Annotated in this window: 8 protein-coding genes; 4 read left to right on the forward strand and 4 right to left on the reverse strand. The window is 74.3% G+C overall.

From position 1 onward, the window contains the following. Positions 1-110 precede the first annotated feature (110 nt). On the reverse strand, positions 111-956 hold the full coding sequence (locus BUS84_RS31235; protein ID WP_074317974.1) for a DNA-formamidopyrimidine glycosylase family protein: 846 nt from the start codon (positions 954-956) through the stop codon (positions 111-113). 109 nt (positions 957-1065) lie between these two features. Here BUS84_RS31235 and BUS84_RS31240 point away from each other — a divergent pair, with 109 nt between their 5' ends. Then, positions 1066-2310 carry a hypothetical protein gene (locus tag BUS84_RS31240; RefSeq protein WP_074317976.1) on the forward strand — a complete coding sequence of 415 codons (1245 nt, stop codon included), beginning with the start codon at positions 1066-1068 and terminating at the stop codon, positions 2308-2310. 7 nt (positions 2311-2317) lie between these two features. Here the strand turns inward: BUS84_RS31240 and BUS84_RS31245 are convergent, their stop codons facing one another. The 3 genes from BUS84_RS31245 to BUS84_RS31255 all read right to left on the reverse strand — a co-directional run bounded on the left by BUS84_RS31245 (position 2318) and on the right by BUS84_RS31255 (position 8143). Next, positions 2318-2578 (reverse strand): CPCC family cysteine-rich protein, encoded by a 261-nt coding sequence (locus BUS84_RS31245; RefSeq protein ID WP_074317977.1) that lies wholly within the window; start codon positions 2576-2578, stop codon positions 2318-2320. Between the two features lie 25 nt (positions 2579-2603). After that, positions 2604-3173 (reverse strand): GNAT family N-acetyltransferase, encoded by a 570-nt coding sequence (locus BUS84_RS31250; protein WP_074317979.1) that lies wholly within the window; start codon positions 3171-3173, stop codon positions 2604-2606. A 401-nt stretch (positions 3174-3574) separates the two neighbouring features. Then, on the reverse strand, positions 3575-8143 hold the full coding sequence (locus tag BUS84_RS31255; RefSeq protein WP_074317981.1) for an ATP-dependent helicase: 4569 nt from the start codon (positions 8141-8143) through the stop codon (positions 3575-3577). 178 nt (positions 8144-8321) lie between these two features. On the opposite strand from BUS84_RS31255, the gene BUS84_RS31260 reads away from it, so the two are divergent. The 3 genes from BUS84_RS31260 (at position 8322) to BUS84_RS31270 (ending at position 12327) form a co-directional block, all read left to right on the forward strand. Beyond that, positions 8322-8708, forward strand: a complete 387-nt coding sequence (locus tag BUS84_RS31260; protein WP_074317983.1) for a hypothetical protein — start codon at positions 8322-8324, stop codon at positions 8706-8708. A gap of 308 nt (positions 8709-9016) precedes the next feature. Further along, positions 9017-11851, forward strand: a complete 2835-nt coding sequence (locus BUS84_RS31265; RefSeq protein WP_074317985.1) for a Na+/H+ antiporter subunit A — start codon at positions 9017-9019, stop codon at positions 11849-11851. Further along, the gene (locus tag BUS84_RS31270) at positions 11848-12327 is read left to right on the forward strand and encodes a Na(+)/H(+) antiporter subunit C (protein WP_074317987.1); all 480 of its coding nucleotides are present in this window, start codon (positions 11848-11850) and stop codon (positions 12325-12327) included. Before BUS84_RS31265 ends, BUS84_RS31270 begins: the two co-directional genes overlap by 4 nt. Position 12328: the final 1 nt, after the last annotated feature.

Here is a 12328-nt window from a genome sequence, read left to right on the forward strand (position 1 = left end):
CCGGCACTCTGACGATCGGTGAGCACTCAACCGCAGCATGCGACTCCGGCGGCCGGTTAGGAATTACCCAATCGTCCGTATCTGGGGCGACCTCGGTCCAGGTGGGGTGGTCAGGCGGGCGGAGGGGCCTCCTGGTGCTCCGGTTGGCAGACCGGGCACCAGTAGGTGACACGTTCGCCCAGCTCCTGCTTGCGGATCGCGGTGCCGCAGCGGCGACAGGGTTGAGCGCGGCGGCCGTACACGTAGCTGGTCTTCCCCCGGTGCAGCGAGCCGGTGGTGCTCTGCGTCCAGCGGCCCCGGTTGGCGGCGAGCAGCCGCTGCGCCAGGGCCACCGTGCCGGCCAGGTCGGGCACCGCACGCACCGGCGTCCACGGCGACACCCCGCGCAGGAAGAGCACCTCGCACTTGTAGAGGTTGCCGACGCCGGCCAGGTTGCGCTGGTCCAGCAGCGCCTCGCCGATGGTCTGTTCAGGATGGGCGGCGAGCCGGCGGACCGCCTCGGCCGGGTCCCAGTCGGGGCCGAGCAGGTCGGGGCCGAGGTGGCCGACCAGGGTGTCCTCCTCTGCGGCGGGCACCAGGACCAGCTCGTGCAGGTGGTAGCCGACCGCGACCGCCCCGGGGCTGCGCAGCACCACCCGGATCAGGTGCGCCGGCCGGCCACTCCAACGTTCCCCCGGCGCGTACGCCCGCCAGGCGCCGTCCATTCGCAGGTGCGAGTGCAGCGTCCAGTGCGCCCCGCCCACGGTGGGCCCGCCGGTATTGGCGCGGCTCGGGTCCGGGGCGGTGAGGCGGAGCAGCAGGTGCTTGCCCCGGCTGGCCGACTCGCGGACGGTCCAACCGGTGAGGTCCGTGGTGGCCAACTGGGGCACCCGGAAATCACTGCCGGTGAGACGCGCGCCAGCCAGCGCGCGGTGCAGCACGCGCGCGGTGTTCCAGACGGTGTCGCCTTCGGGCACCCCGCTATCTTCCCTCCTTCGAGCAAGATTGGCATGTGTCGTCATTTGTACCCAGGTTCCTCATGATCTCCCGACATACGAGGGTCGGGGAGTTCTGAGGAGAATGCCCATGACACGACCCCGATGGCGTCCTCGCTCCGTCGTCCTCGTTCCCACCCTGGCTCTCGCGCTCACCGCCGCGCTCGTGCCCGCCACCAGCCCGGCCACCCCCGCAGCCGGCCAGCCGCTGACCCTCACCGCCGCCGCCCCCGGCGGCGAACGGTGGAACGCCGACCTGTCCGTCGTCGACCGGGACGTCAACGTCCGGCGCAGCGCCGCCGGGCTCCGGCTGCGGGAGGCTCGGGCCGCCGGGCACAGCCGCAGCGCGGTCGCCGAGGGAATGCTGCTGACCGCTCCGCGCACCCTCAGCCGGCCGGCCACCCGGGTCCGCGCCGAGATCACCGCCTCAGTCCCCGCCGGTGCCACAGTGGAGGCGCAGGTCCGGGGCTGGCGGGTCAGCGGCTGGACCGAGTGGCGGGGCGCCACCGCCGGCGCGGTCTTCGACCGGCCGGTCAGCCGGGTGCAGACCCGGGTGGTGCTCACCGCGTGGGCCGGTGGTGCCACCGCGACGGTACGCGGTGTCCAGCTCACCGCCGACGCGACCGCCGCCGTCTCCGCCGCCACCCCCGGCCTCACCTACCGGGTGTACGCCACCCGGATCGGGCTGGTCGGCGAGCTGACCGCCAACGGCCGTACGGTGCAGCCACAGGACCACTTCGTGGCGCTGCCGTCGCGTCGTGGGCTCTCCCCGCTCAACAGCGGCGACTACACCGTGCGGGTCTGCACCACCACCGGCTCGCGCTGTGAGTACGCGCCGGTCTGGGACGTCGGGCCGTGGAACACCCGCGACGACTACTGGAACCCGTCGGCCGTGCGGGAGAACTGGAAGAACCTGCCACAGGGTCGGCCCGAGGCACAGGCCGCGTACCAGTCCGGCTACAACGGCGGGCGGGACCAGTTCGGGCGTACGGTGCTCAACCCGGCCGGCATCGACCTGGCCGACGGCACGTTCTGGGACGGCTTGCAGCTGACCACCAACGCCTGGGTGGACGTGGCCTACCTGTGGACCGGTGGCGGGCCGCGCGGGGTGGTCGGCGACGAGCCGCTCAACATCCGCACCGGGGCCAGCACGTCGTACCCGATCCGTGGCCTCGCCGCCCGGTTCGCCAACGTGCCGATCCAGTGCTACGTCACCGGCCAGTCGGTGGCCGGCCCCTACCGCACCACCACCCGGTGGAACCGCCTGGCCAGCGGGCACTACGTCAGCCACGCGTACATCTCCGCCGTGTACGGCGGCTCCGTGCCGGTCTGCTGACCCGGACTCAGCCCCGCCGGGCGCCGTCCGGGCGCTCGTCGGGGCGGGCCAGGCGCACCATGTCCTGGTAGCGCGGGTGGCTGGCGCCGTAGACGGCGTAGTTGAGTCGGGCGTGCGAGAGGCTCAGGTCGCCGTTGGGGCCGCCCCGGACCGCGTCGGCGTCGGCGTCGGACTGACCGTCATCGGTCCAGAAGCAGACCGGGCAGGTCCCGCCGCCGGTCCGGGAGGCACAGCAGGGACAGGCCACGGGAACTACGTGTTCACCCACCGGGGAAGCATTCCACAGTCGAATATCAGCCGGCGACCCGCAGGAGGTCACCGGGGGCCACCGCAGAGATCCAGGGCGTGGCGGACATGTCGGGAGGCTGACCCGCGGCTCCGATGCGCAGCTCGAGGACCATCTCGTCGTGCAGCGGGATCCCGTCCTCGCCCACCAGCGGGATCTCCGGTTTGAGCAGCCGGGCCCGGTCCACCGCGCCCCGGTCCACGCGGACCAGCCGCATGCCGCGCCGCTGGTAGAACCGCAGCGCCCGCAGGTTGTCGTTGGTGGTGATCAGCCACACCCGGGCCAGGCCCGCCGCGGCGGCCGTCGCGGTCGCCGCCGACAGCAGCGCGGTGCCGACGCCGCCGCCGGGCACGGCCGCGACCACGCTGACCACTTCCAGGCCGTCGGCGTTGGCCCGGTGGGCCAGCGCACCGACCACCACGCCCGCGCCGTCCACCGCCACCAGTGTCGGCAGGGTACGCAGGTCGTACCGGGTGTCGTGGGCGATGACGTACGGGCCGCCCCACTCGCGTTCGTGCAACGCGTCGACCGCCGCCCGCTCGGCGGGGCCGACCGCCCGCACCTCGAACCCACCCACGTCCCCGCCTCCCGCGCCGCCCCGTCTGCTCCGCCGGCCGAAGAGCGTACCCGCGTCGCTCGGTCGACGGCGGCTGGCGGATATGGGACACGGCACTGGCCGACCGGCCACTCCCGCCGCCGGGCGCGGTTGGGCAGACTGCCCTGGTGATACATCGGTCGTACCGGCGCGGCGCGGTGGTGCTCAACTACCTCGAGGCGAAGACCCCGGCCGCGGACCGTACGCGCTACGAGAAGGTCCTCGCCAACCTCGGCCGAGCACCAAGTCCGTGGCGCCGGCGGGCATGTCTGTCTGCTGAGCGTCATACCTGTGAGTCATAGATATGCCTCACAGGCATGACGCGCAAGAGGGTGCGGTCCGCCGGGCGTAGGCCGTGCGGCGGGTGGGGTGCTTCCGCCGGGTCAGCCGCGTAGGCGCAGGCCGCGCGGGGTGGCCCGGAAGCCGGCGGCGGTCAGCGCGTCGCGCAGCGGCGAGGAGTGCACCGCCTCACCGTCGGCACGCTCCACCGACATCGCACCCAACGCTCCGGAGTGGACGGCGTCGGCGAGTGCCTTGCCGGCTGCGGCGAGCGTGTCGGCGTCATCGGTGAAGGAGAGCAGCGTCCGGCCGCCGCGTTCCACGTAGAGCACCAGGTCGCCGGCGACCTGCACCACCAGCGCGCCAGCCTTGCGGCCGGCCCGATGCCCGGTCGCCGGGGCGGCGCCGTCGCCGGAGTCGATCACCCGGTCCGGCCAGGGCAGCGCCGCGCCGTACGGGTTGGCCGGGTCGGTGGCGGCGAGCACCGTCGCCGACCCGCCCCGGGCCCGGGCCCCGTCGGCCGGCTCGGCCAGCGCACGCAGCCGGTCCACCGCGCCGGGCACCGCGAACTGCGCCGCGCCCAGCCCCTCCACGAAATAGCCCCGGCGGGCCGCGCCGCGCTCCTCCAGCGCCGACAGCACCGGGTAGACCGCGGCGAACCCGCCGACCACCTGCTCGGCCATGACCGCGCCGCGGGTGACCACCCCGTGCCGCTCGAGCAGCACGTCGGCCAGAGCGGCGGCGCGCCGGGTCGGGTCGAGGTCCCGTTCCGGCAGCCGCGACCAGCGACCGGCGACGGTCGGCGGGCCACCCCGGGTGGGCAGCGCCACCCGGCCGGGCCGCCGGTAGCGGGTGCGCGGCGCGGACGGCCGTGAGCGGTGCGCTCCGCCGGCGCCGAGCACCGCGCGCAGCGGGGCGAGGGTGTCGTTGGTGAGGTGACCGGCCCAGACCAGGTCCCAGATCGCCGCGGTCAGCGCGGCGTCGTCGGTCGAGCCCACCCGGTCGGCCAGCGGCCGGAAGAACAGCGCCTGCCCGTCGCCGAGCGCGTCGAGCACCGCCTCGTGCAGCGGGGTCCGGGTCAGCGCCTCGTCGGGTGGGGGCAGCAGCAGCGGCGCGGTGTCCGCGTACGCCAGGGTGACCCAGCCGTCGCCGCCGGAGATCGCCCCCGACCCGGCCCAGACCACCTCCCCGCTGGCGCACAGCTCGTCGAGCTGGGCGGGGGAGTAGTCGGCGACCCTGCCGGGCAGCACCAGCCGCTCCAGCGCGGACGCCGGTACCGCCGCGCCCTGCAACTGCTCCACCGTTGCGGCGAGCGCCTCGACCCCTCGGGCGGACGAGCCGACCTGCTGCCAGCGGGGCAGGAACGTGGCCAGCGCCCGGGGCGGCACCGGCTCGATCTCCCGACGCAGCGCCGCGAGCGAGCGGCGACGCAGCAGTCGCAGCACCTCCGCGTCGCACCACTGGGCGCCGGCGGAATCCGGGGTGAACTCCCCGGACACCACCCGACCGGTGGCGCCCAGCCGGCGCAGTGTCTGCTCGACCACGAACACGCCGAGCCCGAAGCGGGCCGCGCAACTCGCCGCGGCGAACGGCCCGTGGGTGCGCGCGTAGCGGGCGACCAGGTCGCCGAGCGGATCGGCCACCGGGGCGAGGTACGCCTCGGCCACCCCGACCGGCAGCGCCACGCCGAGCGCGTCGCGCAGCCGGGCGGCGTCCTCGATGCCCACCCAACGCTGCTCGCCGGCGATCCGGACCCGCAGCACCCGGCGGGCGGCCTCCAGCTCGGTCAGCCAGGTCTCCGGTGCGCCCCGCTCGGCCAGCTCGGCGTCGCTCAGGTCGCCGAGCACCCGCAGCAGCTCGACCACGTCCTCGGCGTCGCGCGGGCGGCGCTGCTCGGTCAGCCAACGTAGCTGCCGCTCGGTCTCGGTGAGGACCGTCGGGTCGAGCAGTTCGCGCAGATCGACCCGGCCGAGCAACTCACCGAGCAGCGTGGAGTCCAGGGCGAGCGCGGCGGCGCGCCGCTCGGCGAGTGGCGCGTCGCCCTCGTAGAGAAACGCCCCGACGTAGCCGAAGAGCAGCGACCGGGCGAACGGGGACGGTTGGCTGGTCTCCACCTCGACCAGCCGCACCTTGCGGGCGGCCAGGTCGCGCATCAGCCCGGCCAGCGCCGGCTGGTCGAAGACGTCCTGGAGGCACTCCCGGGCGGCCTCCAGGGTGACCGGGAAGTCGGCGTACTCGCGGGCCACGTCGAGCAGCTGCGCGGCACGTTGCCGCTGCTGCCAGAGCGGCTGGCGGCGGCGCGGGTCGCGGCGGGGCAGCAGCAGCGACCGGGCGGCGCACTCCCGGAACCGGGCGGCGAAGAGCGCGGAGGTGCCGACCGATTCCTCCACCAGCTGGGCGATCTCGTCGGGCTCGAAGACCACCACGTCGGCGCCGGGTGGCTCCTCGGCCGTGTCCGGCAGCCGCACCACGATGCCGTCGTCGGAGGGCATCACCTGGGCGTCCACCCCGTACCGCTCGGCCAGCCGGCGGCCCACCGCGAGGGCCCACGGCCCGTTGACCCGGGCACCGAGGACGCTGTGCACGGCCAGCCGCCAGTCGCCCAGCTCGTCGCGGAACCGTTCCACCACGATGGTGCGGTCGTCCGGCAGCGAACGGGTGGCCTCGCGCTGCTCGCGCAGGTACGCCATCAGGTTGGCGGCGGCCCAGTCGTCCAGCCCGCCGTCGCGCAACGTGGCCAGCGCCGCCTCGTCGCTCTGCCGCAGCAGGGTGCGCACCCGGGCGCCGATGGCCCGGCCGAGCTCCACCGGCCGGCCCAGCTGGTCACCCTTCCAGAACGGCATCCGGGCAGCCTGCCCCGGGGCTGGCGAGACCAGCACCCGGTCGGGGGTGATCTCCTCGATACGCCAGGAGGAGGAGCCGAGCAGGAAGACGTCGCCGACCCTGGACTCGTAGACCATCTCCTCGTCCAGCTCGCCGACCCGCGCGGCCCGCTCGGCGCCGGCCAGGAACACGCCGAACAGGCCCCGGTCGGGGATGGTGCCACCGCTGGTCACGGCGAGCCGCTGCGCGCCGGGGCGGCCGGTGAGCACGTCGGTGGCCCGGTCCCAGACCAGCCGGGGGCGCAGCTCGGCGAAGGCGGTGGACGGGTAGCGGCCGGAGAGCATGTCCAGCACGGCGTGCAGCGCGGAGTCGGGCAGCTCGGCGAAGGGCGCGGCCCGGCGGACCAGCACGGCCAGGTCCCCGACCGGCCACGGCTCCAGTGCCACCATAGCGACGATCTGCTGGGCCAGCACGTCCAGCGGGTTGCGCGGGTAGTGCAGCTCCTCGATCGCGCCGTCGGTCATCCGCTCGGCGACCACCGCGCAGGAGAGCAGGTCGCCCCGGTGCTTCGGGAAGACCACCCCGCGGGAGACCGCGCCCACCTGGTGCCCGGCCCGGCCGACGCGTTGCAGGCCGGCGGCCACGCTCGGCGGCGCCTCGATCTGCACCACCAGGTCGACCGCGCCCATGTCGATGCCCAGCTCCAGGCTGGAGGTGGCCACCACGGCCGGGAGCTGGCCGGACTTGAGCGCCTCCTCGATGTGCTTGCGCTCCTCCCGGGAGACGCTGCCGTGGTGCGCTCGGGCGATCACCGGCGCCGCGCCGGCGGCCGCGCCGGACTGGGCCATCACTTCCGCCGGGAGCCGGTTGCGGCCCGAACCGGCCGGGCCGTCCGCCACCTCCTCGGCGGCCAGCTCGTTGAGTCGCGCGCAGAGTCGTTCGGCGCTGCGCCGGGAGTTGGTGAAGACGATGGTCGAGCGGTGCTCGCCGATCAGCGAGAAGACCCGCTCCTCGACGGCCGGCCAGATCGAGGCGCGGCGCGGCCCGGGACCGCCGAGGTCGTCCTCCGGCGGCTGCTCCTGCTCGTCCAGGCGGGTCATGTCCTCCACCGGCACCTGCACGCTGACCTCGATGGTCTTCGCGGTGGCCGGCTGCACGACGTCGACCGGCCGGGCCCCGCCGAGGAACCGGGCGCAGGCGTCGATCGGCCGGACGGTGGCGGAGAGGCCGATCCGCTGCGCCGGGGCGGGCAGCAGCTCGTCGAGGCGTTCCAGCGAGAGGGCGAGGTGGGCGCCGCGCTTGCTGCCGGCCACCGCGTGCACCTCGTCGACGATCACCGTCTGGATGCCGCGCAGTGATTCCCGGGCGGCGGAGGTGAGCAGCAGGAACAGCGACTCGGGCGTGGTGATGAGGATGTCCGGTGGGGTGCGGGCGAAGGCTCGTCGCTCGTCGGCCGGGGTGTCGCCGGTGCGCATGCCGACGGTGATGTCGGGCGGGGCGACGCCGAGCCGGGTCGCCGCCTGCCGGATGCCGGCCAGCGGACCGCGCAGGTTGCGCTCGACGTCGACGGCGAGCGCCTTGAGTGGGCTGACGTAGAGCACCCGGCAGCGCTGCCGGGCCTCGGCCGGGGCGGGCTCGCGGGCCAGCCGGTCGAGGGACCAGAGGAAGGCCGCGAGCGTCTTGCCGGAACCGGTGGGCGCCACCACGAGGGCGTTGCGGCCGGCGGCGACCGATCGCCAGGCGCCCACCTGGGCGGCGGTGGGGGCGGCGAAGGCGGCGTCGAACCAGGCCCGGGTGGCCGGGCCGAATCCGGCCAGCACCCCGGCTTCGTCTGCGTCTGCGCCGGTCACCGGTCCATCGTGCCCCGCCGGTACGACTACCACGAGCGGCCGGCGGTGAAGTGTGTCGGAGTCAGAGGCATAAGCACTAGATGCGCCCTTAATGCGTTAAGTCTCACTTAACTGCTTGCATGTGAGGAGCAACATAAAGTAACTTCACTCGCAACGCGAACCGGGGTGGGGGGATCGGATGGCCGGCGAGCAGCGGAATGTCGAACCCGGCACCGACGTGCTGATCCGCAAGGTCGACAGCCACCTGGCCACGCTCCGTGGCGGCCTGCACGGGCCGGAGCTGGAGCTCGCCGAACGCCTGGCCGGCTGCCTACGTGAGTTGGTCATCTCCACCGCGCAGGCCAGTGCCGCCGACCGCGGCCAGGTCCGCGCCGCCGTCCACTACTTCGTGCTGCGCCGGGAGAGCCGCGGCCGGCTGCTCTCGGTGCGGTCGCTGGCCGCCGCGGAGCGGGTGGTCGACAAGGTCGCCCGCCAGCTCGGCCGCGTCGACCTGCTGGCCGAGCTGCGCCGCGACCGCCCCGTGCCCGACGACGCGCTGCCCGTCGGGGACGCCCTGCTGCGCTGACGCCGCCGCATCCCGCCGGTCACGCGCTCACCACCGCAAGGCGGACGAATTCCGGCAAAACGGCCCGATGGGCGACGAACTGGCGTCTGATCGCTGTGGGGCGTGTTTCAGAAGTGCTGGCCGGTCTGCGCCGGGCCCAGGCGCCGCCCGGCGGCGTTGTCGCAATGTCCGGATGCAACACCGGTATCCGGACACCCTCCGCCTTGCCGGACGACGCCTGGACTCCGGTTCGGCTCGACCGGCACCTCTGAAACACGCCCTCGGCGCCACCGCTGTGCGGGCGTCGGCCACCTCGACCGGGAGCGCGGGTGCTGGTACTGCTCATCCTCCATCTCGTGGCGGCCCTCGTCGCGCCGCTGTTCGTCCGGTGGTGGGGTCCGCGTGCGTGCTACCCGTTGGCGCTGGCGCCGGCCGCCGCGTTCGGCTGGGCGGTGGCCCGCACCCCGGCCGTCGGCGACGGCGGGGCGGTGGTCGAGACGTACCCGTGGATCCGGCAGTTGGGCCTCGACATCGCGTTGCGGCTCACCACGCTGTCCTGGCTGATGACCCTGCTGATCGGCGGCATCGGCGCGCTGGTGCTCGTCTACTGCGCCCGGTACTTCGCCGCCGGCTCGACCGGGCTGGCGCAGTTCGCCGCGGTCCTGGTCGCCTTCGCCGGCGCGATGCTCGTCCTGGTCTTCGCCGACGACCTGCTGCTGCTCTACGTCGGGTGGGAGCTGACCACGATCTTCTCGTACCTGCTGATCGGGCACAGCACCGAACGGCGGTCCAGCCGGTGGGCGGCGGCGCAGGCGCTGACCGTCACCACGCTGGGCGGGCTGGCCATGCTGGTCGGGTTCATCCTGCTCGGCGAGCACGCGGGCAGCTACCGCTGGTCGGATATCTCCGCACAGCCGCTGCCCGGCGGCGGTTACCTGGTCACCGCCGTGCTGCTGATTCTGGCCGGCGCGCTGTCCAAGTCGGCGGTGCTGCCGTTCAGCTCGTGGCTGCCGGTCGCGATGGCGGCGCCCACCCCGGTCAGCGCGTACCTGCACGCGGCCGCCATGGTCAAGGCCGGCGTCTACCTGGTCGGGCTGCTCGCGCCGGTGCTGGCCGTGGTCGGGCCCTGGCGGCCCGTGGTGCAGGTCGCCGGCCTGGCCACCATGCTGGTCGGGGGCTGGGCGGCGCTGCGGCAGACCGACCTGAAGCTGTTGCTGGCGTACGGGACGGTCAGCCAGCTCGGTCTGCTGGTCGTGGTGACCGGGTCCGGCACGCCGGACGCCGCGCTGGCCGGTACGGCGATGCTGCTGGCGCACGCGCTGTTCAAGGCGGCGCTGTTCCTGGTCGTCGGCGTCATCGATCACGGCGCCGGCACCCGCGACCTGCGCGAGCTGTCCGGGCTGCGGCACTGGTCCCGACCGCTGTTCGTGGTCGCGGTGCTGGCTGCGGCGTCGATGGCCGGCGTGCCGCCGTTGGTCGGCTTCGTGGCGAAGGAGGCGGTGTTCGCGGCGTTCACCGACCGGCCGGTGCTCCTCGCCGGTTTGGTCGCCGGGACGGTGCTCACCGTCGCGTACAGCGCCCGCTTCGTCTGGGGCGCGTTCGCCGACCGGCCCGGTGTGGAGCCGGTCCAGGCGGGCCCGATCGCCGGGTCGCTGCTGGTCCCACCGGCCGTGCTGGCCGGCGTCAGTCTGCTCGCCGGCCCGGCCGCCGGCGTGCTGGACGGCCTCCTGCGCCCGTACGCCGATCTGCTCGGCGGGGTGCACGCGCACCTCGTGCTGTGGTCCGGACCGACCTCGGCGCTCGGCCTGTCCGTGTTGGCGCTCGCCGGCGGCGGCCTGCTCTTCGCGCTGCGCGGGCCGCTCGCTCCGGTGCTGGCCCGGCTCCGCTGGCCGGTCAGCGGCAACCAGGGCTACGAGTGGATCGTGGGCCGGTTCGACCGGATGGCCATCGAGGTCACCGGAGCGACCCAGCGCGGCTCCCTGCCGCAGTATCTGGGCATCATCCTGGTCGTCCTGGTGCTGCTGCCCGGCGGGGCGATGCTCGCCGTCGGCCCGTGGCGGGCCCGGGTCCCGCTCTGGGACACCCCGCTGCAACCGGTGGTCGTGCTGGTGATCGGGGTGGCCGCGGTGCTGGCGGTCCGAGCCCGCCGCCGGCTGACCGCGATGCTGCTGGTGGGGGTGACCGGCTACGGCAGCGCCATGCTGTTCGTCCTGCACGGCGCGCCCGACCTCGCGCTCACGCAGTTCCTGGTGGAGACCGCGACCATCGCCGTCTTCGTGCTGGTGCTGCGCCGCCTGCCCAACCGGTTCTCGGCCCGTCCGCTGCGCCGCAGCCGGTGGGCCCGCCGGGCGATCGGGGTGACGGTGGGCGTGGTGGCCGCCGGGCTGGCCCTCGTCGCCGCCGGCGCCCGCCGGGCGCCGGACATCTCCACCGATTTTCCGGACCTGTCGGTGGCCCAGGGGTACGGCCGCAACGTGGTCAACGTGACCCTGGTCGACATCCGGGCCTGGGACACCATGGGTGAGCTGGCCGTGCTGGTGGTGGCGGCGACCGGAGTCGCCAGCCTGATCTTCGAGCGGTCCCGCACCGGGCCCCGGCCGCGCCGGGCGGAGTCGGCGGGCCCGCCGGATCAGACCGACCGGTCGGTGTGGCTGCGCGGCGGACCCACGCTGTACGAGGAGCGCCGCTCCATCGTGCTGGAGGTGATCATCCGGCTGATCTTCCACACCGTGGTGCTGTTCTCCCTGTTCCTGCTCTTCTCCGGGCACAACGCGCCGGGCGGTGGCTTCGCCGGCGGGCTGGTGGCGGGGCTCGCCCTGGTGGTCCGCTACCTGGCCGGCGGCCGGTACGAGCTGGCCGAGGCCGCACCGGTCGGCGCCGGCACGGTCCTCGGGGCCGGGCTGGCCCTGTCGGTGGGTACCGGCGTGGTGGCGCTGCTGGCCGGGGGATCGGTGCTGGAGAGCGCCAAGGTCGACCGGTCCCTACCGCTGGTCGGCGACGCGCACCTGGTCACCTCGCTCTTCTTCGACATCGGCGTGTACCTGGTCGTGATCGGGCTGGTGCTGGACATCCTGCGCAGCCTCGGAGCCGAGGTGGACCGGCACATCGAGGCGACCGGAGCCGCCACCGGCGGGCTCGCCGTCGACAAGGGGGACAGGTCATGACCACCAGCGGCGCCGGGCCCGTGCTGGTGCTGGTGCTCGCCGTCGGAGTGCTGGTCGGTTGCGGGGTGATCCTGCTGCTGGAGCGCAGTCTGACCCGGATCCTGCTCGGCGTGATCCTGATCGGTAACGGGGTCAACCTGCTGATCCTGCTGGGCGGTCGGTCCGGTGGGGCACCGATCGTCGGCACCGGCCCGGTGGACCGGATGAGCGACCCGCTGTCGCAGGCCATGGTGCTGACCTCCATCGTGATCACCTTCGGGTTGACCGCGTTCCTGCTCGCCGTGGCGTACCGGAGCTGGTATCTCACCGGCGACGATGAGGTGCCCGACGACCTGGAGGACCGGCAGATCATCAGCCGGGCCGAGCGCAACGAGGTGGGCACCGCCGATCTCGGCGGGGAGGGCCCGGACGACGATCCGGAGCAGGTCGATCCCGAGCCCGCCCGACGCCGGCTGCGGCGCGGGAACGAGGCGTGAT

The sequence above is a fragment of the Micromonospora cremea genome, from assembly GCF_900143515.1.
In the GTDB taxonomy this organism is placed as follows: domain Bacteria; phylum Actinomycetota; class Actinomycetes; order Mycobacteriales; family Micromonosporaceae; genus Micromonospora; species Micromonospora cremea.

Coding starts and splice junctions, on each gene's coding strand:
- BUS84_RS31270 (WP_074317987.1), top strand. CDS start 11,848: ATGACCACCAGCGGCGCCGGGCCCGTGCTGGTGCTGGTGCTCGCCGTC.
- BUS84_RS31260 (WP_074317983.1), top strand. CDS start 8,322: ATGGCCGGCGAGCAGCGGAATGTCGAACCCGGCACCGACGTGCTGATC.
- BUS84_RS31240 (WP_074317976.1), top strand. CDS start 1,066: ATGACACGACCCCGATGGCGTCCTCGCTCCGTCGTCCTCGTTCCCACC.